The following is a 24,417-nucleotide window of genomic DNA, read 5'->3' as shown; positions in this document are numbered from 1 at the left end:
ATGAGTGCGGTTCTTTATCAGTATGTATGTACCATCCGCAGACGTCCGCTCGCCTTTTTTGGAAGTATGGTGCTCACCATTTTGTTTGCTGCCGTGCTGGGTGCAGGGGGCGGGCAGCTCACTGTTCCTGCCTCGTCCGACACACTAGAAGAAGAAGCACTTGCGGACACCGCCGAGGAGTTGTCGGCACAGGCGGGAGAAAATATTGACTTGGTGCCGTCCAGTGTGACGGACATGGAAGAACGTATCCGTCGCAGCAGTCCACCGTACGGGCTGATGCTCGACGAGTCTGGAGCAGCTGTGCTGCAGGTGTACGAAGCACCGGAAACAGCGCTGCTGATGACGGAGCTGCAGTCCTATTACCGGGAGCGGAGCATGGAAGCGGCCGTCGCAGAGACGCTCGATGTATCGGCGTGGCGCGATCGTGTGTCGGAATATGGATTCGGATACGAGGTGGAACAGACAGAGGAAGGCTTTGCTTATGATCAGGCGCTTCATCCGCTGTTCGGGTTCATGCTCTTTTTTACGATTTATTCGATTGCGTTCAGCATTTCCACCATTGTCGCCCAACGTCATGATGGCACATGGGACCGCGTCATTCTTTCCCCGGTGACAAAGGTGAAGCTGTACCTCGGTCATGTGCTGTTTGCTTTTCTATTCGGCTTGCTGCAGATGTACGTCATCCTGTTTTTATTCCGTTTCGCTTTTCAAGTGGATTTTCACGGAGGGTTCTGGCTGACGCTTCTCGCGGTTCTGCCATACGTGCTTGCGATCGTTTCGCTCGGTGTTCTGCTAAGCGGGATGGTGAAGTCCTACAAAATGCTCGATGCCGTCATACCGCTGACCGGGGTGACGATGGCGATGCTCGGCGGGGCTTTCTGGCCGATTGAAATCGTCCCATCAGCCTTGCTGCAGCGGATCGGAGAATTCACGCCGCTCAAGCACGGCATGGACCTGCTGATCGGCAGTACGTACGGCGGTGCGTCCATGGATGCCATGCTGCTCTCGGCTTCCATTCTGCTGCTCATGAGCGTCCTCTTTGCCGGGATCGGCTTCAACTTGATGGAGCGGCGATAACCCAATCATCAACCAGTCGTCTCACGGCCTGTGCCGGAGGCGGCTGTTTTTGTCGTGGCTCGGACGTTCGCGGCGTCGGCTCGGTCGCTGCGCGACGGTGGGCGGTCGCAAGGCGACAGCGGGCAGTCGCTCGAGAAGGAAAAGCGGTCACAGCGGCGCTGGGCGGTCACTCGGGAGTACGCAGCGGACACTCAGGAGCCGCGCTCGGTCACTCGGCGCCACGCAGCGGCGCTTCGGCGAAGACCGGCGACGTCCCCTTCAGAAACCTTAAGACCTCCAATGACCCAAGCCCTTTTGGTTTACGGCTGCCGGGGCAGCCGCGGAAACGAGGGTATCATGGTCCGCTCTGGTTGGGCATCGGGCGCAGAGCGGTCACTCGCGGCGCCGGCTCGGTCGCAACGCGGCGGTGGGCGGTCGCTAGGCGATAGCGGGCAGTCGCTCGAGGAGGAAAAGCGGTCACAGCGGCACTGGGCGGTCACTCGGAAGGACGCAGCGGACACTCAGGAGCCGCGTTCGGTCACTCGGCGCCACGCAGCGGCGCTTTGGCCGACCGCACCGGCGACGTCACCTCCAGAAACCTTGAGACCTCCAGTTACCCAAGCCCTTCCCGTCCTTTCGGCTGCCGGGGCAGCCGCGGAAAAGAGGTAAATGGTGGATTGGCGATCTTATCTTTCAGCATAGAAAATCCCCCGCCGGTCGCAGAGCCGGCGGGGGATGGTCTATTCGTTTTCTTTGAACAAGCCGAGGCGGCCGATGCGCTCGACGGCTTCGCGCAGGCGGTCTTCGCTCGTGAGCAGCGCCGCTCGGACGTAGCCTTCGCCGTACTCGCCGAAGCCGGCGCCGGGGGCGGTGACGACGTGGGCGCTTTCCAGCAGTTCTTCGGCGAAGGCTTCGGACGACCAGCCGTCCGGCACGGGGAGCCACGCAAAAAACGATCCGTCCGGAGCGTCTGCTTCCCAGCCGATCCCGGCAAGCGCGTCCATCAACGCTTTTCGCCGGGACTGATACGTCTGCCGCAGTGCTTCTACGTCATCGGCTCCATCGTCCAGCGCTGTTGCTGCGGCGGATTGAACGGCGCCGAAGAGGCTGACGAAATAGTGGTCCTGAATCAGGTTCAAGTGGGAGATGACGGAGGCATTGCCGGCCGCAAACGCGACGCGCCAGCCGGCCATGTTGAACGTCTTCGACAGCGTGTAGACTTCAATGCCGACATCTTTCGCTCCCGGCGTCTGCAGAAAGCTCGGCGGCTTCTTTTCGTCGAACCCGATGGCGCCGTAGGCGAAATCGTGGCAGACGCAGATGTTGTTCGCGGCCGCGGTGCGCACCGTGTCCTGAAAAAAAGCCTCGTCCGCGCCAGCGCCCGTAGGATTATTCGGATAATTGAGGAACATCAGCTTGGCACGGGAGAGAAGATCAGAGCCGAGCATCCCGAGATCAGGCAGAAACCCATTTCCCCGAAGCAGTGGCATGCGGACCGCCTCCGCGCCGGCGATGGCGGTACCGGAGAGGTAGTCCGGGTACCCGGGGTCTGGAAGCAGGGCGGTGTCGCCGGGGTTGAGCAGGCACTGGCTCAGCTCGACGAGGCCGGTTTTGGCGCCGGGGAGAATCGCGATCTCGGTCTCCGGGTCGAGGGTCACGCCGTATTCGCGTTCATAGAAACGGGCGGCGGCCTGTTTGAGGAACGGATACCCCTGGAACGGGGAATATTTGTGGAACTTCGGGTGCTCGGCAGCTTCCTGAAGGCGTTCGACGACGGCGGGCGGGGTGGGCAGGTCGGGATTGCCCTGACCGAGGTTGATGATGTCCGCGCCGGTGGCGGCTTTCGCCTGGGTCTGCTTCACGAGTTTGGCAAAGAATTGCTGCGGCAGCCGTTCGAGCTGCCGGGAAGGTGGGAAATAACCGGTCATTGGGATGCTCCTTTCAGAATGGTCAGCCACATCTCGGGTCTACATTCGTTTCAATGAAATCGCGCGCCGCATTTTGTCGAGGGACTGCTCCATCTGTTCCTGACGGACGACGCTGAGGTGGATGTAGAGGGCGTCGATCAGGCTGAGCTGGGCGATGCGGCTGGCGAGGGCTTCCGATCGGTAATCCGTCTCCATGGAGATCGTGCGCAGGACGACGTCTGCTTTTTCGGAGAGGGGGGATTTGGCGAAGTTCGTGATCGCGATGATGCCGGCCCCGTTTTCTTTTGCTATGTCAGCTGCTTCGAGAATGTCTTTGTTTGTACCAGAGTGCGAGACCAGGACCACGACATCGTCCGGCTGCAGCTGGGAGGCAGACATCACCTGCAGGTGGGAGTCGGTGTAGACGGTGCTCGGCATGCCGGAGCGGAGAAATTTATGGTGGGCGTCCAGAGCGACGGCGCCAGATCCGCCGTTGCCGTAAAATTCAATCCGGCGCGCCCGCAGGAGCATTCCGGCGGCAGCTTCAAAGGCCTCTTCGTCGAGCAGGCTGATGGTTTCTTCCAGGGTGCGGATGTTGGACTGGAACACTTTTTCTGCCATGACTTTCGGTGCATCGTCGGCGTTGATGGCTTCGTGGATGTTTTCGGTTCCAGTGACAAGCTCGGAGGCAAGCGCAATCTTGAGCGCCTGGTAGCCTTTAAAGCCGATCGACTGGCAGAATCGGAAGACGCTCGCTTCGGAGACGCCGATCCGTTCGGCGGTCTGGGTAATCGTGGAATGGACAATTTCTTCCGGATGGGCGAGGACGTAATCCGCTACGGCTTTTTCTTTGCTGCGCAGGGACTGATACATGCCCCGGATCCGGCTCAGGCAGTGCGATGTTTCTTCTTTTTTCATGCTGATCTCCCCCTTTTGAAGATGACACGCCCTACAGGCGCTTAGCGCGAAAGGTCTGTACTGTCTTGATTATACACAAGGAGGGTGATCTCCTGCTTACAGAACGTATTTTCGATGATAGGAATGTATACGTTTTTATACAGAGGGGCGGCGGGTTTGTCGGCTACCCGGGAAGCAGGAAGCTCCCATGCTTCCCTCCAAGAACCTGCGCAGTACGCCGTTTGCAGGGATGTCGATCGGAAAAAGGCCGTCTCACAAAGAGTGTGAGACGGCCTCGGGCTGCTGGGCATCGGCTGCTCGGGAAGAACGAAGAACGCCCGCTTTCCTTGAGAACCGTCCGTTCCGCGGCGCTTCGAGAAAATGGCACAGGCCATCACGAATGAAGGGCGGGGTAGAGCTGACGGTAGCGGCGGAAGCGTTCCTGAAACCGGGCATGCCGTTCCGGATCCGGCTCGGCCGCCGGCTGCATTGGGATCGAATCCCGGATGCTGCTGTAGCTGTCGACTTCTCCGCGTGCGAGCCGCACGCACCAGGCGGCTCCCCAGGCAGAGCTCTGATGGCTGAGCGGCAGTTCCACGGTCCGGCCGAACACATCGGCTGTCATCTGCAGCCAGAGCGGGGATCGGGCGAAGCCGCCGCCCGCCCGGATGGAGTGGCTCTGCTGCGTCTGCGCTTCGACGGACAAAAAGACGTCGTACACACTGAAAAGAACGCCTTCCATGACGGCGCGCACCATCTCCTGCTGCCCGTGTTCAATGGACAGGCCGGTGAAGGCACCTCTAGCATTCGGGTCCCACACAGGTGCTCGTTCTCCCTGCAGGTAGGGGAGGAAGAGCGGATCGTCTTCGGCGGGCGGCCGGTCTTCAACGAGGGCGATCGTCTCTTCCACGGTCTTTCCCATCAGCCGGCTCAGCCACTGGAGGGCAATGCCGCCGTTGTTCGTCGGTCCGCCGACGAGCCACATGCCATCATCGAACGCATAGCTGAACGTCTGCTGCGCCGGGGAGAGGCTGGGGGAGCTGCTGAACTGCCGGACGGCTCCGCTCGTTCCGATGGTGAGCGCGGTTTCGCCCGGCAGCAGGGCGCCGATGCCAATATTGGCGAGCGCGCCGTCGCTGGAGCCGATGGCAAACACCGTCTCCGGCGGAAGCCCGCAGCGTGCGAGGCAGGCTTCCTTCATTGGAGGGAGCAGGTACGTCGGTTTGACGGGCACGCCGAACTGCGTGTCCGTGAGACTGAGAGAGTCGAGCAGCTCCGGATCCCATGCCCAGTTCGTCACCGAAAACAGTCCGGAGGCTGCTGCCGTGGCATAATCGATCACCGATTCCCCGAACCAGCGGCGGAGGAGAAATTCTTTGATGGATACGACCGACGACGTCCGTGCCAGAAGCGCCGGCTCCTGTTCCCGGAACCATTGCAGCTTGCTGATCGGGGACATCGGATGCACGGGCGTTCCGGACGCCTGATACATGGAAGCCGCTTTCCCGTCTGCATGCCAGGCTGCGGCAGCGTCGCTGCTCCGGGTGTCTGCCCACGTGATCACGTTCGTGAGCGGTTCGTCGTGTTTATCGAGCAGCAGCAGCGTGTGCATCGCGGTGGAAAAGCCTGCTGCGGTGACGGCCCCTTCCTGCGGCTGAGCCTGTCTGATGGCTTCCAGCGCAGCGGTTTCGATGGCGTAGGGATCCTGTTCCGCAAAGCCGGGTTTTGGGTGGAGCAGGTCATATCCGACTTCGGCCTCTGCTGCCTGTGCGCCTTCCCGCGTGAAGACGACGGCCTTGGCACTGGTGGTTCCGATATCAATTCCCATGACGAATTCTTGTACCACGATGATCCCTCCTACATCCGTTTCAGCGAAATGGCGTTTCTCATTTTATTCAAGGACTGCTCCATCTCTTCCTGCCGGGCCACGCTCACGTTGACATACAGCGTGTCGATCAGGCTGAGCTGGGCGAGGCGGCTGGCCAGGGCTTCCGATCGGTAATCGGTTTCGGCTGACACGGTGTACAGCGTCACGTCGGCGCGTTCAGAGAGCGGAGATTTTGCCAGGTTCGTCAGCGCAATCAACCCCGCGCCCTGTTCGGCGGCGACATCGGCAGCCTGGAGGATGTCCTGGTTCGTACCGGAGTGGGAGATGAGCACGACGGTATCCGCCGGGGTCAGCTGGGAGGCAGACATCACCTGCATGTGGGAATCGGCATAGGCCATCGTCGGAATACCTGTACGGAGGAACTTATGGTGCGCATCGGAAGCGATCATGCCGGAACCGCCGTTGCCGTAGAATTCCACCTTTCTGGAATGAAGCAGCATGTGCACGGCTTTCTCCAGGGCGCCCTCGTCCAGAACGGACACTGTCTCCTCGAGCGTGCGGGCATTTGTCTGAAATACTTTTTCCGCGATGGTTTTTGCATTGTCGCCTTCTTTGATCGATTCATGAATGTTTTCGACCCCGGTCACCAGCTCGGATGCGAGGGCAATTTTCATCGCCTGGTAGCCTTTAAAACCGATTCGTTTACAGAAGCGGAAGACGGTAGCCTCGGCGACTTCCAGCTGCTCGGCCACCTGGCTGATCGTCGAATGGACGATCTCCTCCGGGTACTCGAGAATGTAGTCGGCAATGCGGCGTTCTTTGTCTCTCAGATTATTATAAATACCGCGGATGCGGTGCTTGCAGTGCGTGGATTCCACTATGCTCATAAGGCCCATCTCCTCTTCCGTCATTTCTTTCAGAACATATCAAGAGAACATACGACGTTGATGCAGGGCGGGTGTTTCCTGCAGGTGGTCCGCCCGCAGCGGGGAAAAACGAAGCACCTGTTCTTCCATCTGACAGCCTGCAGGACGGCGCCCGTGCTTCCGCCCAAAAGGGGGGTGGATCTTCTAGTCTGACACCCATTATAAGGGAAACACGAAAATAAAAAAATATTTTTTTATTATTTCCCCTTGAAAAAGAAATTTTTTATCCTATAATGAAACATAACAAGAAAATAAATTTCACGAACGGAGGGGTGCATGTGCATATTGGTTTGATCGGTCTCGGCAAGATGGGGTATCCCCTGGCGTTAAATCTGCTGGATCATGATCACACAGTGACAGGAACGGATACAGCAGCTGAGAACAAGAGCGCGCTGGAAGACGCAGGTGGTACATCCGCCGCTTCCATGAAAGAGGTCATCGCCTCCCTGCCGACACCGAGAGTCGTCTGGCTGATGGTGCCGGCTGGTGACATTACCGACCAGGTGATTCAGGAAGCGTCAGCGCTCATGGAAGAAGGCGATATTCTCGTCGATGGAGGCAACTCCAACTATGAGGTATCCATGAATCACGGCATCGAATTGAAGAAGAAAGGGATTTATTTCGTCGATGTCGGCACGTCCGGCGGCGTCGATGGTGCCAGAAACGGTGCCTGCATGATGGTCGGCGGCGAAGAACCAGCCATTGCCCAGCTGGAGCAGGTGCTCGAAGATGTCACGATTGACGATGGCTATCTTCACGCAGGACCTCCCGGCAGCGGTCACTTTTTGAAAATGATCCACAATGGCATTGAGTACGGCATGATGCAGTCGATCGCAGAAGGGTTCGACATTCTGGAAAAAAGTCCTTTTGACTACAATTATGAAAGCGTAGCCAAGGTGTGGAACCACGGTTCGGTCATCCGATCCTGGCTGATGGAGCTGACGCAGGAAGCCTTCCGCAAAGACGAGCGGCTTGAGAACATCCGCGGCGTGATGAATTCATCCGGAGAAGGCAAGTGGACGGTGGAAACCGCACTGAATCTGCAGGTGCCGGCACCGGTCATCTCCCTGTCGCTGATGATGCGGTATCGTTCCTTGGAAGACGATACGTTTACAGGGAAAGTCGTAGCCGCACTGCGAAATGAATTCGGCGGACATGACGTCGTGAAAAAGTAAGCGGAACTGCTTGAAGAAGGGAGGTGGGGAAGATGCGCAGTTCCATCGTGATCGGGATCATCAGTATCATCTTTGCGGCGGCCGCCTGGACGATGACGACAGATCTTCCACCGGAGTCCGCGCTGTTTCCAAGATTGATTTTAGGAAGTATGGGGGTGGTTGGCCTTCTCATGACAATCGACGGCGCAAGGAAGCTGAGGACAGAGAATATCGAGGACGAAGAGCCTGGACTCACCAAGAACATCGTGATTTTCCAGCTGGTGATTCCGGGAGCCATCATGCTGTTTGCTTATGGACTTCTGCATCTGGCCGGATTTTTCATTACCGCGTTTGTCGTTATTAATATTCTTTATTACTACCAGCGCTACAGGATGCTGGAAGCTCTGCCATCCGGCCGGGATGCCCTGACAGGTGTCATTCTGTCCGGGAGTGTCACGCTCGTCACGTACCTGGTGTTTTCGGTACTGCTTGGTCTTCCTACACCGTCAGGAGAATGGTTTTAGGGTGAAAACGTAAGCGTTTACGAGAAAGCATGGATTTCAAATTTATTAAAGGGGTGTCTGAATCATGAAAAAAGTAATTGGTCTTTCCAGTGTCGCGCTGCTAGGGTTTCTGGCGGCTTGTGGTGACAACAATGACGACGCCGTCAACGACAACAACGGCGCAGCGGATAACAACGGCAACACAAACGAAGTGAACGATGTGGACAACAACGATAATAATAACGACATGAATAACGACATGGACGACGACAACGACATGAACAATGATGACAACAACAACGACATGAATGACGACGACGGCGAAACGGCAGAAGCCGACCCGGACTATCCGGAACAGCCGATTGAAATCATTGTCCCGTATAGTGCCGGCGGTGGTGGTGACACGGTCTCCCGTATTCTGTCCGATGCCATGTCGGATGAGCTCGGCGAGCAGGTGAACGTCGTCAACCGAGAAGGTGCCGGCGGGGAGATCGGCATTGCGGAGATGGCAAACGCGGAGCCGGACGGCTATACGCTCGGTGTCTTCGGTTACCCGGATAACTTCGTTCTGGAAAACACGACCGACACGGACTTTACGTTCGACAGCTTTGAATATATCGCTTCCTTTGACGACGTGCCGCACGCCCTCTTCACGTCTCCCGGGAGTGGACTGGAAACGACAGAAGACGTGATCGAGTACGCGGAGGAGAACCCTGGAGAGCTGACCATTGGGGAATCCGGCGCACTCGGGCTGTTGAAGGTACTGGCATTTGAAGACGAAGCAGGTATTGACGTATCACCGGTGAACTACGACGGCGGTGGCGACCTCGTCAACGACCTCCTTGGTGATCATATCGATGTGGCGTCTTCGTCCATCACTGCAGCTCCGGAAATCACCGATTCCGGTGGAACCCCGATCGGGTACGCAGCAGCGGAACGTCTGGATATGTTCGATGACTATCCAACCTTTGAAGAGCAGGATCTGGACTTGAACATGGGTGTCCGCCGCGTCGTTGTAGCGCCGGAGGAAACACCGGATGAAATCATTCAGGCGCTCTCCAACGCTATGGATCAACTAGGTGAATCGGAAGAACTGGAGCAGGCCTTCAGCGATGCGGAGCTTCCGTACGAGTACCTCGATTATGAAGAGCTGAACGACTACCTGGATGAACAGAACGAAACGCTGCAGCCGATCATTGATGAAAACGAGGACGACTTCTAAGCAAGCCGCTCCTTGATTCACCGGGAGAGAGTGTATCCCCCTCTCTCCTCCCGGTTTGATACATGCAGCGGGAAAACGAACTGCCGGTAAGGAGGTTAATTTATGGGTGCATTCGACTTAGACATACTGCTCGGCACATTATCCCCGGACGTCCTGATGATTGTCTTCATCGGTGTTCTGATCGGCATCATTGTCGGTGCAATTCCGGGGCTGAACGGCGCGATCGGTATTTCCCTGCTGCTCCCTCTGACATTTGCAATGGACCCGCAGAACGGCATCCTGCTGCTCGGTGGTATTTATATGGGCGGCATGTATGGTGGCTCGATCACCGCGATTCTGCTGAATGTGCCGGGAGATGTGGTCGCTGCACCTGCCGCCATGGAAGGGTATCCGCTGACGAAACAGGGTCGTGCGAAAGAAGCCTTGTACTACTCGATCTTCTCCAGTATGGTCGGCGGCTTTCTCGGTGTGCTGACACTGATTCTCTTCACGCCTCCACTGGCGAATCTTGCGTTGATGTTCGGCCCCGCTGAAATGTTCTTCATTTCCTTGTCCGGTTTGGTCGTCATCGGTGCTATTGCAGGAAACAACGTCTACAAATCGATTTTTGCGGCCCTGCTCGGGCTGTTTATCAGCACGATCGGAGTGGACATGGCAGCTGGTGCAGAACGGTTTACCTTTGAGGCCATGACGCTCAGACAGGGAATCAACCTGATTCCGATTGTGCTCGGGTTGTTCTGCTTTGCAGAGATGTTCTTGAATATCGGAAAGAAATCGAACGAAGTGATGACATACAAAGATCAGTCCATTAAACGGATGACCGTCATCAAGGACGTCATTAAGCATAAATTCCTCGTCGTGAAGTCCAGCCTGATTGGAACGTTTATCGGTATCCTGCCGGGTGTCGGCACGACGCTGGCTGTCTTTATGGCTTACGGCGAATCCAAGCGGACGTCCAAACGCCGCGATCAGTTCGAGAAGGGCAACACGGAAGGCATCATGGCCGCCGAGTCTGCAAACAACGCGACGGTCGGAAGCTCGATGGTGCCGCTCCTGGCCCTCGGTGTCCCGGGAAGCCCGACGACGGCGATCATTGCCGGTGCGTTGATTATTCACGGGATCGTGCTCGGACCGAGCCTGTTCGAACAGCGTCCGGATGTCGCCTACACGTTCTTATACGGGATGCTGCTGACGGTCGTCGCGATGGGTGTCATCGGAGCGTTCGGTATTAAATACTTCTCGTACATTCTCAAGGTACGGCAGGAATTCATCGTACCGACCGTGCTGATTTTCGCCCTGTTCGGCGCCTACAGCATCCGGAACAGCCTGTTCGACGTCCTCATTGCGATCATCATCGGTCTGTTCGGGGTTATCTTCAAAAAGACAGGCGTCCCGCTTGCCCCCGTCATTATCGGTGTCGTGCTCGGGCCGCTCATTGAACGGAACTTGACCCGGGCGATGACCATCGCAGAAGCACAGAATGTCCCCCTCATTCAATATATGCTGACCAATCCGCTGTCGATCGCACTGCTCGGATTCGTCATCCTGCTTCTTGTCATTGTCCTGAAAATGCGCAAAAAAGATTTCGGCGCATAACAAAAACGATCCCCTTCCCCCGGGGGATCGTTTTTTGTCTGTTCGGTCATAAGAAGGTATACGTTTTCATCGAGGGAGACGGCCTCGCAGCGCATGAGCCTGTCGTTTCGAACAACAGGCGCTGCGCCCTTGTGTTCTTTCCAGGAGAAGAGAGGGTCTTCGCTCCATGGTATACGGGTTGGGGCCGGAGCGGACGCTAGGCGCTCGTGCTCGGACACTCCGCGCTTGGCAGCGGTCACTCGCAGAGCTGGAGCAGTCACTCAGCCAGGAAAAGCGGCTGTTCAGGAGCTGGGCGGACACTCGGAAGAGCGCAGCGGACACTCAGCGGAAGTCAACGGACACTCACTAAGGGCGAGCGGTCACTCGTCGCTGATGCGCCGTCCCCCCTGTATGAAAAGTTATACATGCTTATCACACAAAAACCACGCCGGAGAAGAAACCTTCCGGCGTGGTTCTGATCACGTACCACATTGTTCGACTGCAGCTGCGTCGGCTGGGGGGCACGCCTTGCTGGCAGTAGTCTGCCTTGATTGGTTCGAGCGGGTTTTTGCCCTGAATCAGATCGGCCGCTTTCTCTGCCGGCATCCGTACCGGCGCAGTCTGCTCTATACTTCCCCTGTTACATACGGAATGGTCAGCGGTCCCTGCGGCAGGACGGCGACACGCATCCCGCTTCCGTGCTTGGTACGGAGCTGTTCCAAGGTTTCGGCGATATCCCCGCAGTAGTGCAGCATGGCCTGTTCGACCTGCTCGGCGCTCAGCTTCGAGTGGACGTGCACATCTGCCCACGTCTGGATGACGGCCTGTTTCTGCACCTGCCACTGGTCGAACATGCTGAATTCCGGGTTGTTGATCATGTCCAGCAGCTCCTGCGGGGAGGAGGCGAGCGAGAAAATATGCGCGAAGTTGCCGTGATCGGGAATCCCATCTGCACATTCGGCAGCAACGATGATATCGCCGCCTTCTTTCACGATTTTCTGCGCGGCACTCATGCCTTTTACCGCCTGGTACAAATTCTGGTCGAGCGGGTAGCCGGAGTTGGAGGTGATGACGACATCGAAGCGGTCCTCGCACGGCGCCATCGCATGCTCCTTCGTGTAGGTACACCCCTCGGCGTGCGCTTCCTCCCAGTCGCCGGAGAAGACGTTCGTGATTTCTTTCTTTCCATTCAGCGTGACGTTCAGCAGGAAATGCGGCGGACAGAGGTGATTGACTTCGCGCGACATCTCCTGCACCGGATTGCCTTCCATCAGGCCCCATGTGGCGTTTGGATCCCCGATCATGCGCGCATTGTGGAAAGTCAGGATCGTCTCAATCCCGGCAATGCCCGGCATGTTCCCCTTCGGTCCGCCGGAAAAACCGGCGAAGAAGTGGGGTTCGATAAAGCCGGTTGTGATGCGAAAATCGGCCTCTACATATTCTTTATTCAAATACACGTCGCAGCCGAAACGGCTCTCGCCGACAAGCGCGAGCTCGTCCTTTTCATGGCAGTGGTGGTTGATGATGCGCAGATGCTCGTATGCCCAGTCACCGACCATGACGCGGAACTCTTCGTCGGTCTGATCGCGGTGGGTGCCGGTGCCATTGATAACGACGAAGTTCTCGTGCGGCACGTGGGGGAGTTCCGCGACGATCGCTGGAATCATGATATGGTCCGGCGTCGGACGGGTGATGTCACTGATCACAATGGCTACTTTATCCTCGGCCCGCACCCGATCGCGAAGAGGCTTGGAGCCGATCGGCTGCTGCATGCTTTCGCGGACAGCGGCCATTTCATCCGGGAGCCCCGGCTCGTCTTCGGGTTCGATGACGCGCGTATGCTCTGGTAGTTCGAGCGGGATATCGTCTTTCCCGTATAAAATCGATACGTTCATAAATAAGGCCCCTTTCGATTCTTGCGGACTGGTGACTGCTGGACGAAAGCAGCCATTTTCTGCTCGATAAGTTTGAACGCTGTCTTAGTTTATGTTTTCCAGCCAGTCGGCGATAACAGCTTGTGCACGTGGATCAGTCAAGGTCGAGAAGTGTGTCATTTCTTCTTTCTTGATGACATCAGCTTGTGAGTGTTTTTCGAAAAGTGGTCTATATTCCCCGGCTTGAAAAGATTCGTCGGCACTACCGACCAGAAGAAGGGTGTTTTCAGGCAAGGCTTGCAAATCCTGTTCATAGTCGTCTCTGGGATGCATGGATAGTTGTAAGTCATAATCGTACGTCAATGTTTCCGTTCCATCACGCATGCTGGCGGGCATGTTAAACGAAATGACATCGAGATTGTTGAATAAGCTGATACCGAGCGTATTACTGATTTCCAAGCCAATGATACGTGGAATATTCGGGTTGGACCAGGTGTCCTCAGCTTGGTTTGTCGGAGCATCATGATGAATGTATGGGGCGATGAGCACATATCCCGAGAGCTCTTGTTCATGCTCTCCTCCGGCAAAACGAATCGCTGTGCCACCTCCGCTGGAATGTCCGCCTAGAAACAGGGAGGCTTCTTCATGATCTTGACGAATGTGAGTGATGAGATGTTTTAAATCGTCTTCCACCTGTCCGATATAATCGGCTGATCCCCGGGATTCGGTTTCTGCGCCGTGACCCCGCAAATCAGGCGTATATACATGAGCGATGTCTTGGTTTGCCAGGTGGGTTGCCATGGGGGACAAATATGCACTGTGGTAGCCTGAGCCGTGCAGCAAAATGAGCACGTTCTCTTCGGACGATGCCGGATAATGCCGATAACCCAACTCTTCTCCGTCGGCTGAATCATAAAATTGTAGGTCAGGCACTCCATCTGTTTTCAAACGAAGGTCTTCAAAGGCGAGGCTTTCCAAATCCTCTTGTGCTTGTTCAGTAGGGATGAGCAGGGCGATACCGAGTAACAAGACAAAGATGAAAAAGATACTCAGGGTAGTGATGCCCGATATCATCCATATTTTTCTATTCAAGGTGAGGCACCTCCTAGAAAGACAGCAGTAGGCATAAAACTCCTTCCTGCTTTCATGAGCCTGAAGCCGCCGCAATCAGGCAGCTCAAACAAAGGTATTTTACAGCGGTGATCAATCGTCTTCCTCTGTTCCAATGATACCACGCTTCCGCTGCCATCGATCAATCATAATGAAGGCAATAGGACAGAGGATTGCTGTGACCAGAACAGAGAGGGAGAACTGTGCCGTAGCGAGGTCGGTCATTTCTGTATGGCCTGCGCTTCTGCTTCCGATATCCCCATCAACAGCCGCGGTATCGACCTTGATTTTCGGGGTGTTTTCCCTCTTTTAACTGCATGCGGTAGCGGAGCGGCTGCTTTTCTGATTCAATGGAAGTAGAGAAGCAGCGGCATCTGCCGACCGGAGGGGAGAACATGGAACGCATACAGGAGAAGACGTTTCACATCATCAAGCTGGCCCCGCCGAAACGGCTGCCGGGCAAGGTGTTTGATTTATTCCTCGTTGCGCTGATCCTGCTTAACGTCTTTATCGTCGTGCAGGAGTTCACGCATCCGGAGGCGTATGCGGCGATGTATGAGCCGTGGCAGGTGGTGCGCTGGTTTTCGCTGACGTTTTTTACGGTGGAATATGTGCTGCGAATTTGGACGGCGGTGCAGAAGTATGCGTACCGCGATCCGGTCACCGGACGGCTGAAGTACATGACGACGCCGTTTATGGTGATTGATTTTCTGGCGATTGTGCCGTTCTATCTGTACCAGATTGATACGCTCGTCGTGCGGATTCTCAACATCTTCAAACTGCTGAAACTGGTGAAAGCGACGCGCTACGTGCGGCGCATCCTCGCGTATGAGCGGTGGCGGTTGTTTGGACGGAAATAAGAAGGAACGCCTGCAGGGGGTCTGCAGGCGTTTTTTGGGTGGGGTGATCGTGCAGAGAGGGGAGGGCGAGTCCGGACAATTGGTGGCGATTGTGACAAAGTGCAGGCGAATTTCGGACAATTGGTGCCGATTGTGACCAAGCGCCGCCAAAGTGTGGACAAAGCCTTTTTTCCTCGTTTCCGCGGCTGCTTCGGCAGCCGGGGACCAGAAGGGCTTGGGTAACTGACGGTGTAATGGTTTCTGGACGAGACGTCAGCGGGATCGGCCGAAGCGCCGTTGGGAGGCGCGGAGTGACCGAGTGTGGCTCCTGAATGTCCGCTGCGCACGTCTGAGTGACCGCCCAGCACCGCTTTGACCGCTTTTCCTCCTGGAGCGACTGCCCAATCCCACCTAGCGACCGCTCACTGCCGCGCAGCGTCCGAGCCGAGGCCGCGAGTGACGGCTCTGCACCCAATCCACGCACGCACCAAAAACCTCCAAGCCCCTTATGACTTTTTTTCCGCGGTTGCTTCGGCAGCCGGGGACTAGAAGGGCTTGGGTAACTGACGGTCAAATGGTTTCTGGAGGTGACGTCGCCGGTGCGGTTGACCGAAGCGCCGCTGCGTGGCGCGGAGTGACCGAGCGCGGCTCCTGAACGTCCGCTGCGTCCACCTGAGTGACCGCCCAGCACCACTGTGACCGCTTTTCCTCCTGGAGCGACTGCCCGCTCCCACCTAGCGACCGCCCACGGCCGCGCAGCGTCCGAGCCGAGGCCGCGAGTGACGGCTCTGCGCCCGATCCACGCACGCACCAAAAACCTCCAAGCCCCTTATGACCTTTTTTCCGCGGCTGCTCCGGCAGCCGTAGACCAGAAGGGCTTGGGTAACTGACGGTGTAATGGTTTCGGGAGGTGACGTCGCCGGCCTTTACCGAAGCGCCGTTGGGAGGCGCGGAGTGACCGAGCGCGGCTCCTGAACGTCCGCAGCGCCTTCTAGAGTGACCGCCCAGCACCGCTGTGACCGCTTTTCCTCCTGGAGCGACTGCCCGCTCCCACCTAGCGACCGCCCACGGCCGCGCTACGTCCGAGCAGGCGCGCTGAACGTCCGATCCGCGCATGATGCACAACCAGAGCGGACCATGATACCTTCGTTTCCGCGGCTGCCCAAGCAGCCGTCATTCATGAGGAAAAGGAGCGTCTCCTTTGAGAATCCATGCTTATCCAACAACGACCGATCGTACCGAACCGGACGCCGCTTCTAAAAAAGTTGTCGAGCAAAAACAGGTGCCGCTTCCCTGACTGTGGGAGGCGGCACCTGCTGTAAGTGCTGGCTTATAATTTGAACGTACGGACGGTATCCTGTAAATCTTCGGCCATGCCGCTGAGGGTCTCGGCAGCTGCGGAGATCTCCTCCATCGACGCATTCTGCTCTTCTGCAGAAGCGGCGACCGTCTGTGTGTGCTCCGAAGAATTTTCGGCGATTTTCCCAGATTCTTCGACGGATCTGAGCATCGCTTCCGTACTGGATGAAATCTGCTGCACCGCTGCAGAGACTTCCTGCACTTCGGTGGTGACGGCTTGAATAGAAGCAGAAATCCCTTTGAATGTCTCGCCTGCATTGTCACCATAAACGAGGCCTGCTTCCACGGTTTTTCTGCCGTCTTCCATGGAATGGACGGATTCTTTCACGCCATCTTGAATGTCGTTGACCAGCGTCCGGATCTGCCCGGCCGACTGGCTGGACTGTTCGGCAAGTTTGCGTACTTCATCGGCGACAACGGCGAAGCCTTTGCCGTGCTCGCCGGCTCGAGCCGCTTCAATCGCGGCGTTCAACGCGAGCAGGTTCGTCTGTTCAGCGACATCGGTAATGAGCGAGATGATATTGCCGATTTCCTTGGACCGCTCTCCCAGCTCTTCCATGATAGCGGACGTGGAACGGGTCTTTTCGTTGATCAGATTCATTTGTTCGACGACCTGCTGGATGACCTCGGCGCCTTCTTCCGACTTCCCGCTGGTAGCAGTGGCCGAATTGTTCACCTGTTCCATACTTCCGGTGATCTGAACCATCCCATTGGAAATGTCGTTCACCGTATCGACGGCGTTCTGAGAACTCTTCACTTGTTTCTCTGAGCCTTCGGCGACTTCCTGTACGGACGTCGCGATGCTTTCCGTCGCCTTGCTTGTCTCTTCTGCGCTGGCGGTCAGCTGCTCCGAGGAGGCCGCGACCTGCTCGGATGCTTGAGCCACTTTTTGCAGCAGCGCGTTCAAGTTTTCCTTCATTTGATTATAACTCTGGGTGAGCTGGCCGATTTCATCCTGGGACTCATCCTGAATATCGGCAGTGAAATCTCCCTGTCCGGCCTGTTCCAGCGCACCGGCGAGCTTGGATAATCGCTTGTTCATCTTTTTTGTAAACAGCATCGTCAGTCCGATTGAGAGGAGAGAGACGACGGCAAGCGCTAAGAGAAATCCCTGCATCGTCTGTGCAATCGTAGCGTCAATGAATTCCTGCGACGCCCCGACGTACCACATGCCGAGCACGTCGCCGTTTTCATCATAAATAGGCTGGTAGGCGGTTTGATACATCGTGCCTTGTACGTCCGCTTCCCCGATGTACACCTCTTCGTCCTGAAGCACGGCCTGTGCGACTTCCTCGGACACCTGCGTGCCGACCGCGCGCTCTCCTTCGCTCAACACATTCGTCGTGGCCCGCGTATCTCCTAAAAAGATGGTGACGGTCCCACCGGTCATGTCGCCAATATCGTCGACCAGATCAAAGTTCCCGCTGATCTGCTCGTCGCCTTTATACAACATGTCCTCCTGCACGTTCCATGGTCCAGGATAGCGTTCATCGACGTAATTGTAGCCAATATCCAAATCCGACTCGACTTTATCGATCGCTGTTTCCTGCACTCCGTCGGTGACCTGATTGTGGACAACCACTCCGAGTATGACGGAGAGGCCTGCAATAATCGAGATCACCAATACATTCAGCTTCGTCCCGAATTTCCACCGATTCACGATATTCTTCATATACATCCCCACTATCCTTTATTTAGATCTAGCTGCTGTGTGATCTGCACGGCGGTTGGATGGACGCTCCGTCCCGATGGAGCGCATGCTCGTCTGACCGCTGTCTCGGATGTTATCTCCACTTTCTATGTATGGTGTCACGCATCTTCCTGTATGTTCCCTGTCATGAAGGGGCCTTCTCTTTGGTGTATGTTCCGTCATCGCAGCAAGTGAACGCATGACCTTTTCATAGTAAATGGATCCTCTTAGTACACATATCGACGAAATCTCATAAAAGTTAATACATAAAAAAACGAAAGCATGAATAGTCATAGGAAGAAGGTTGATGCAAAGCAGCGACGGCTTCTTCATTGCTGTCAGCATCGGAAGAAACATGTCGGCCTTCAAATGAAGAACAACAGCGTTGCATCAACCGCACGGCGAGCTTTTAGCGGGAAACAATTTTCGAGAGAAGAGAGGAGAAAATGAATATTGACCAATCTGGTCAATTCAGCATATACTAATAGTGACCAGGTTGGTCATCAAGAGGAGGCTGACACCATGACAGATAAATTTCACGAACTCGACCGGGCGAAGCAGGAGCTGATCATCAATGCGGCGCTGCGCGAATTCCGGTCGAGTGGATACGAGAAAGCCTCGACCAATGCGATTGTGAAAGAGGCCGGCATTTCCAAAGGATCGCTGTTTGTTTATTTTCAGCATAAGCGCGGGCTGTATGACTACCTGCTGGACCATGCGGCAGGCGTACTGGAGGAAGTATACGCCGCGCTCGATCCAGAGGAGGGGGATTTGTTCGAGCGCATGGAGCAGATCGGGAGGCAGAAGCTGCTCGTCCAGCAGCAATGGCCGGACGTGTTCGATTTTTTATGGAGCCTGCAGGAAGAAGGCAGTGCCGAAGTAGGAGAAGAAGCGCGGCGGCGGCTCGCGAGCCTGTATGAACGGGGCTACGCGAAAATGTACGAGAACATGGATTACTCGCTGTTCCGGGAGGATATCGATCCGCAGAAAGCCGTTGAAGTGGTCCACTGGACGATGAACGGCTTCGGCAGCAAGCAGCTCGCGCAGATGGAGAGTTTCGCGGATATGGATCCCGAAGCCTACATGGCCGAGTGGCGTGCATACGCTGCGCTGTTGAAACGAAGTTTTTACCGATGAGGAGGAGGGGGAACCATGCTGAAAACGGAGCATATCACAAAGACATTCGGATCTTTCCAAGCGCTGCAGGACGTGTCCCTGGAAGTGAATGAAGGAGAGATTTTCGGCTTTATCGGGCCGAACGGATCGGGGAAGTCCACGACGATCCGGATCCTGCTCGGCGTGCTGCAGGCAACGAGCGGCCGCGCCGAGATTTTCGGGAAGGACGTCTGGAAGGACGCGGTCGAGATTCACAAGCACCTTGCCTACGTGCCGGGGGACGTTCACCTTTGGCCGAATTTGACCGGCGGGGAAGTGATCGACTTATTCGCACGACTGCGGGGCCATAAAAAACCGGTCGACAAAGACAAATGGCTGGAGCGCTTCGATCTGGACCCGACGAAGAAGTGCCGCACGTATTCGAAGGGAAACCGGCAGAAAGTGGCGCTCGTTTCCGCGTTTACCTCCCAGGCCGACCTGTTCATCCTCGATGAACCGACGTCGGGGCTCGATCCGCTTATGGAGCGGGTGTTTCAGGAAAGCATCCGCGAGTTGAGCCGGGAGGGCAAAAGCGTGCTGCTCTCGAGCCATATTTTATCCGAGGTCGAAAAACTCTGCGACCGGGTGGCGATTATTCGTGAAGGTGCCATTATTGAAACCGGATCGCTCGAGGAACTCCGGCATTTAACGAGAACGCAGCTGCTCGTCGAAGCGAAGCAGCCGGTCACCGGACTGGAGGCCTGGGCGCATGAGCTGGAGGAGACTGACGGCGGCCTGCGGATCCAAGTGGACACGGAGCAGCTGGATGAAGTCGTGCGGCATCTCGCCGGCTTCGGTATTACGAAACTGGAGAGCGCGCCGCCGACGCTCGAGGATCTCTTTATGCACCATTACGAAAGGAGAGGAGGCGGGGCGTCATGAAGGAACAGGCTTCCCGTCATACGCTGGAGCTGCTGCGGTTCTATCTGCGGCTCGACCGGATTCGTCTCGGCATCTGGCTTGTGGCGCTCACTTTTTTCACCGTGATCGTGCCGCCGGCCTTCCTCGGCCTTTATGAGTCGGACCAAGAACGCCAGCTTATGGCCGAAACGATGGAAAATCCAGCGATGACCGCCATGGTCGGAACAGGAGCACTCGACGACTATACCATCGGCGCGATGACTGCCCATCAAATGCTGTTAATGACGGCGGTCGTCGCGGGAGTCATGATCATCCTCCTCGTCACCCGGCACACCCGTACGGATGAAGAAGACGGCCGGACGGAACTGATCCGGGCGCTTCCTGTCGGCCGACGTGCCGGCGTGCAGGCAGCCCTGCTCTACACCATCATCACGGCGGTCCTCTTGGCGCTCTTCACCGGCTTCGGCCTGTACGCCCTGCAGATCGACACGCTCGACTTCGAAGGCTCGCTTCTTTACGGCGCAGCGCTCGGCGGCACCGTCCTCGTGTTCGGCGGCGTCACCGCCGCTGCCGCTCAGCTTGCAGACACCGGGCGGGGGACCATCGGATTGTCCATCACCGTTCTTTTAGGTGCCTACGTCTTCCGCGGGGTCACGGATGTAACGAACGAGACGCTGTCCTGGCTCTCGCCGCTCGGCTGGGTTTCCAAAACCGATGCCTACAGCAGCAACGCGTGGCTGCCCATCCTCGTCATGATCGCCGCGGCGCTTGCCCTCGCTGTTGCTGCGGGAATACTGCAGGAGCGGCGGGACCTCGGCGGCGGGCTGCTGCCGCATCGAGCGGGGAAAGCGAATGCGGCGTCGTACCTTGCCCATCCAGCAGCACTCGTCTTCCGGCTGCAGCGCACCGCCCTCATTACCTGGGGCGTGGGTATGTTCGTCCTCGGCGTCAGCTACGGTTCTGTTTTGGGGGACATGGAGGCCTTTATTGAAGGAAACGAGATGATGGCTGCCGTGCTGGACCCGACTTCCGACCTCTCGATGACCGAGCAGTACCTGCCGATGCTGATTGTCGTCATGAGCATGATGGCGGCCATCCCGCCGATCATCGCCATCAACCGGATGCGCGGCGAGGAGCAGAAGGGGCGGCTCGACCCGATCCTCGCCCGCCCTGTTTCACGTGAAACAGTATTCGGCTCCTATGCCGGCTATGCCGTGCTCAACATGCTGCTCATGCTCACGGTAGTCGGCAGCGGTCTCTTCGCCGCCGCAGCCGCATCCATGGATGACGCATTTCCCTTTACGATGATCTGGCAGGCCGTTCTCGCCTACGGAGCTGCGACAGCCTTGCTCCTGGGATTATCCCTCTTCCTGCAGGGATTCTTTCCCCGGCTGCTGCCGCTCGTCTGGGGATACCTGCTCTACTCCTTCGTCGTCGTCTATCTCGGCTCCCTGTTCCAGTTCCCCGAATGGGTCATGAACCTGTCCCCATTCGCCCACGTCCCCGACTACCCGGTCGAGGAAATGGCGTTCCTGCCAATCCTGCTGTTGAGTGGGCTGGCCCTCCTCCTTGGGGGTGCAGGCTGGGCCGGATTCCGTAAGCGGGATCTGGAAGGGTAAGGCAGCAGCGGGATTAAATACCGATGAGAACGACCGGCGCCCGTCAGACGAATCCACGTCTGACGGGCGTTTTTTACATGATAGGAATGTATAAGTTTTCATACAGTGTGATGGCGGCTCCATGCGATGCTCGGGAAGAAACAAAGAACGTTTTCTTCCCTCAAAAAGCTTGCAGCGCTTCCGCACGCCGTTCCGACCAACAGGCGTTCCAGGTTTCAGAAGGGCGCGATTTATACACCTTTTCCGGTACACAGGAAGAGCGGAAGTCGCTGAAAGGACCCTGTTCGGATGCATGACGGTATTTGGAAAATTCCTGTACGTACGTGACGACTCTCTTCAGGATCCGGTTCAATTATTTCGCCTCTGAAATGAACTACGGTATCATAGACGGCAGACGGAACGAACAAAGGAGCGCTCAGTGTGGTCGATAACATTCGAAAAGGACCTCTGCTTGCGGTGCTGCTGACCGGAGCGTTTGTGGCGATTTTGAATCAGACGCTGCTCGTAACGGCGATCCCTCCCATCATGGAGGATCTCGGCATCACAGCGAATACCGCGCAGTGGATCAATACGATCTTCATGCTTGTCAACGGGATCATGATTCCGATTACAGCATTTTTGATTGCAAAGTTTACAACGAGAAATCTCTTCATGACGGCGATGGGCCTCTTTGCCCTCGGCACGCTCATTGCCGGTATTTCTCCGACGTTTGAAGTACTGCTTCTCGGCCGGATCGTCCAGGCGAGCGGGGCGGGGATTCTGCTGCCGCTCATGCAGACGACGATCTTCTTGATTTTCCCAAGGGAGAAGCGGGGACAGGCAATGGGCCTGGTCGGGCTCGTGATTGCGTTTGCGCCGGCGATCGGTCCGACGCTGTCCGGCTATGTCGTTGACCAGTTTCCATGGCGGACGCTTTTCTACATCGTGCTGCCGATTGCGATTATTGATTTGATTGTGGCGTACTTTATTTTGAAAAACGTCACGGAGCGGACGTTCCCGAAAGTGGATTATCTCTCTATTATGCTCTCGACGCTCGGGTTCGGCGGTCTGCTGTATGCCTTCAGTATTGCCGGCACCGCCGGCTGGGCGAGCTTCGAGGTCGGCATCTCGAGCATCATCGGTTTCCTCTCACTCTCGTGGTTTATTGTCCGGCAGCTGCGGCTGCGCGAGCCGATCCTCGAATTCCGCGTGTTCCGGTATAAAATTTTCGCTTTGACGAACGTGATTGGTGTCGTGCTCTTCATGTCGATGATCGGGGCTGCGACGATTCTGCCGATCTACATGCAGGACATGCTCGGCTTCAGCGCGTTTGAGTCCGGCTTGATGCTGCTGCCGGGCGCCGTGATCATGGGAATTATGAATCCCGTGACCGGACGCATCTTTGACAAGATCGGGGCCCGGTGGCTCGCCATCAGCGGCATGGCCATGCTGACGGTGACGACGTTTTTATTCACACAGTTGACCGAAGCGACGTCGTTCACCTACCTGGCGACGGTCCACGCGTTCCGCATGCTCAGTCTCGCGATGGTCATGATGCCGGTAACAACCGCCGGCTTGAATCAGCTCCCGGAAAAATGGATTCCGCACGGAACGGCGATGAACAACACCCTCCGGCAGGTCGGCGGTTCTCTAGGCACGGCCTTCCTGGTGACAGTGATGACTGTCGGCGCCCTCGCTTCCTCCGACGGCATGCTTACCAATGAGGCCTGGGTCCAAGGCGTGAACGTCTCCTTCGGGGTGGCGACAGGGCTGGCATTTGTTGGATTTTGTATCGCTTTATTTGTTCAATCACCCTCCAAATCTTCCGATTGAACGAGATACTCGTCGTTGTTTCTATGTAAATCCGTGAAAAACGCGAAAATGAAGAATTATTCCTTTTTTTGCGCTTATATGCCTGTTATAATGCAATTATCATGTTTTGATACGTCATCTCATGGGAAATGGTCAGGTACAACCTGATATACAGATCGTCGCTTGATTTTGGGCTTAGCCGACCAGGCTTATAAAAAAGGAAAGAGTAGAAAGGAGCGAGGGAGAATGGCTGATTACAAGCATATTCTTGTAGGTCTTGATGTTTTGGAGGATGGAGCAGACCGTGTATTTGAACACGCCTGCCAGGCTGCGGTGGAGAACGATGCCCGTTTGACGATCGCATATGTGATGAATGTACCTGAATTTACAACGCTGGAGCGCATGGACCCACAAGGCGCAAAGGAACTGAAGCAGGAGGCGCGCGAAAACCTTCAGCAGTTCCATGCGAAAGCAGAAGAGCGCGGCGTCAACAACGTCGCCAGCATTGTAGATAAAGGCGTTCCGAAGAAGCGCATCATTTCTCATCTATCCAAAGAACACAATCCGGACCTTCTCGTCATTGGACAGACTCGCGGATCCCGCTTCTATCAGCTGCTGGACGGGAACACGTCCAACGCGGTGAAAAAGAAAGCGAACTGCGATGTCACTGTGGTTCAGATGAATGACGAACCAGTAAAAGCATAATAGCAGCGGCTAACAAGTGCACAAGCTGTTTTCCAACATCCCGCCGGTAGATGGAGAACAGCTTTTTTGTGTGTCGGGGTGTTCGTTTGTTACATGCGTTCCTCCCGTGCGCTGACGGTCCATCCGCCTTCTTTGAACGTTTGCTCTTTACTCAAACGGTGCTCAGGCAAGAAAGGTCCGCCGTTTTATCCACCTTGCTTCTGTGGATTTTTCTTCCATGCATCGTTGGCTCCCACAAAAAAATCTCGCCCCCATACCCTCGTGAAAGGGGGCGGGAGCGAGATTGGCAGCGGCACTGCCGGACAGGATGCGGCAGGTTCGCTGGTGCAAGAAGCTCGGCATACAG

At 56.3% G+C, this 24,417-nt stretch carries 18 protein-coding genes; 11 read left to right on the top strand and 7 right to left on the bottom strand.

The window, feature by feature from the left end; all coding sequences use genetic code 11:
* Positions 1–1,077: an ABC transporter permease gene (locus tag G477_RS20510; RefSeq protein ID WP_051287825.1), complete on the top strand. Its 1,077-nt coding sequence runs from the start codon at positions 1–3 to the stop codon at positions 1,075–1,077.
* A 719-nt stretch (positions 1,078–1,796) separates the two neighbouring features.
* Here the strand turns inward: G477_RS20510 and G477_RS0108160 are convergent.
* The 4 genes from G477_RS0108160 to G477_RS0108145 all read right to left on the bottom strand — a co-directional run bounded on the left by G477_RS0108160 (position 1,797) and on the right by G477_RS0108145 (position 6,575).
* Entirely contained in the window at positions 1,797–2,984 is a 1,188-nt protein-coding gene (locus tag G477_RS0108160; RefSeq protein WP_026697532.1) for a pyridoxal phosphate-dependent aminotransferase, read from the bottom strand.
* Between the two features lie 39 nt (positions 2,985–3,023).
* Positions 3,024–3,881, bottom strand: a complete 858-nt coding sequence (locus G477_RS0108155; protein ID WP_026697531.1) for a MurR/RpiR family transcriptional regulator — start codon at positions 3,879–3,881, stop codon at positions 3,024–3,026.
* 373 nt (positions 3,882–4,254) lie between these two features.
* Positions 4,255–5,706 carry a gluconokinase gene (locus G477_RS19085; RefSeq protein WP_051287823.1) on the bottom strand — a complete coding sequence of 484 codons (1,452 nt, stop codon included), beginning with the start codon at positions 5,704–5,706 and terminating at the stop codon, positions 4,255–4,257.
* A gap of 11 nt (positions 5,707–5,717) precedes the next feature.
* Complete coding sequence (locus G477_RS0108145; protein WP_035211572.1) at positions 5,718–6,575, bottom strand: MurR/RpiR family transcriptional regulator; 858 nt, start codon at positions 6,573–6,575, stop codon at positions 5,718–5,720.
* A gap of 317 nt (positions 6,576–6,892) precedes the next feature.
* On the opposite strand from G477_RS0108145, the gene gnd reads away from it, so the two are divergent.
* The 4 genes from gnd to G477_RS0108125 all read left to right on the top strand — a co-directional run bounded on the left by gnd (position 6,893) and on the right by G477_RS0108125 (position 11,089).
* The gene (gene gnd, locus G477_RS0108140) at positions 6,893–7,789 is read left to right on the top strand and encodes a phosphogluconate dehydrogenase (NAD(+)-dependent, decarboxylating) (RefSeq protein WP_026697529.1); all 897 of its coding nucleotides are present in this window, start codon (positions 6,893–6,895) and stop codon (positions 7,787–7,789) included.
* A 32-nt stretch (positions 7,790–7,821) separates the two neighbouring features.
* Entirely contained in the window at positions 7,822–8,292 is a 471-nt protein-coding gene (locus tag G477_RS20505; RefSeq protein WP_051287820.1) for a tripartite tricarboxylate transporter TctB family protein, read from the top strand.
* A 64-nt stretch (positions 8,293–8,356) separates the two neighbouring features.
* The gene (locus G477_RS0108130) at positions 8,357–9,493 is read left to right on the top strand and encodes a Bug family tripartite tricarboxylate transporter substrate binding protein (RefSeq protein WP_051287818.1); all 1,137 of its coding nucleotides are present in this window, start codon (positions 8,357–8,359) and stop codon (positions 9,491–9,493) included.
* Positions 9,494–9,595: 102 nt separating this feature from the next.
* Positions 9,596–11,089: a tripartite tricarboxylate transporter permease gene (locus tag G477_RS0108125; RefSeq protein ID WP_026697527.1), complete on the top strand. Its 1,494-nt coding sequence runs from the start codon at positions 9,596–9,598 to the stop codon at positions 11,087–11,089.
* Positions 11,090–11,694: 605 nt separating this feature from the next.
* Here the strand turns inward: G477_RS0108125 and larA are convergent.
* Positions 11,695–12,963, bottom strand: a complete 1,269-nt coding sequence (gene larA, locus G477_RS0108110) for a nickel-dependent lactate racemase (RefSeq protein ID WP_026697525.1) — start codon at positions 12,961–12,963, stop codon at positions 11,695–11,697.
* 84 nt (positions 12,964–13,047) lie between these two features.
* On the bottom strand, positions 13,048–14,034 hold the full coding sequence (locus G477_RS0108105; protein WP_156897317.1) for an alpha/beta hydrolase: 987 nt from the start codon (positions 14,032–14,034) through the stop codon (positions 13,048–13,050).
* A gap of 413 nt (positions 14,035–14,447) precedes the next feature.
* On the opposite strand from G477_RS0108105, the gene G477_RS0108100 reads away from it, so the two are divergent.
* Complete coding sequence (locus G477_RS0108100; protein ID WP_035211568.1) at positions 14,448–14,912, top strand: ion transporter; 465 nt, start codon at positions 14,448–14,450, stop codon at positions 14,910–14,912.
* A gap of 1,309 nt (positions 14,913–16,221) precedes the next feature.
* Here G477_RS0108100 and G477_RS0108095 read toward each other — a convergent pair.
* The gene (locus G477_RS0108095) at positions 16,222–17,928 is read right to left on the bottom strand and encodes a methyl-accepting chemotaxis protein (protein ID WP_245575441.1); all 1,707 of its coding nucleotides are present in this window, start codon (positions 17,926–17,928) and stop codon (positions 16,222–16,224) included.
* A gap of 534 nt (positions 17,929–18,462) precedes the next feature.
* Here G477_RS0108095 and G477_RS0108090 point away from each other — a divergent pair.
* The 5 genes from G477_RS0108090 to G477_RS0108065 all read left to right on the top strand — a co-directional run bounded on the left by G477_RS0108090 (position 18,463) and on the right by G477_RS0108065 (position 24,071).
* Positions 18,463–19,077 carry a TetR/AcrR family transcriptional regulator gene (locus G477_RS0108090; RefSeq protein ID WP_026697521.1) on the top strand — a complete coding sequence of 205 codons (615 nt, stop codon included), beginning with the start codon at positions 18,463–18,465 and terminating at the stop codon, positions 19,075–19,077.
* Between the two features lie 15 nt (positions 19,078–19,092).
* Positions 19,093–19,977, top strand: a complete 885-nt coding sequence (locus G477_RS0108085) for an ABC transporter ATP-binding protein (protein WP_026697520.1) — start codon at positions 19,093–19,095, stop codon at positions 19,975–19,977.
* Positions 19,974–21,575, top strand: a complete 1,602-nt coding sequence (locus G477_RS0108080) for an ABC transporter permease (RefSeq protein ID WP_026697519.1) — start codon at positions 19,974–19,976, stop codon at positions 21,573–21,575. Before G477_RS0108085 ends, G477_RS0108080 begins: the two co-directional genes overlap by 4 nt.
* A 420-nt stretch (positions 21,576–21,995) precedes the next feature.
* On the top strand, positions 21,996–23,387 hold the full coding sequence (locus tag G477_RS0108070) for an MDR family MFS transporter (RefSeq protein WP_026697517.1): 1,392 nt from the start codon (positions 21,996–21,998) through the stop codon (positions 23,385–23,387).
* Between the two features lie 225 nt (positions 23,388–23,612).
* The gene (locus tag G477_RS0108065) at positions 23,613–24,071 is read left to right on the top strand and encodes a universal stress protein (protein WP_026697516.1); all 459 of its coding nucleotides are present in this window, start codon (positions 23,613–23,615) and stop codon (positions 24,069–24,071) included.
* Positions 24,072–24,417: the final 346 nt, after the last annotated feature.

The organism is Alkalicoccus chagannorensis DSM 18086, assembly GCF_000429725.1.
GTDB lineage: Bacteria > Bacillota > Bacilli > Bacillales > Salisediminibacteriaceae > Alkalicoccus > Alkalicoccus chagannorensis.
This window is presented reverse-complemented; position numbering and strand designations above follow the sequence as displayed.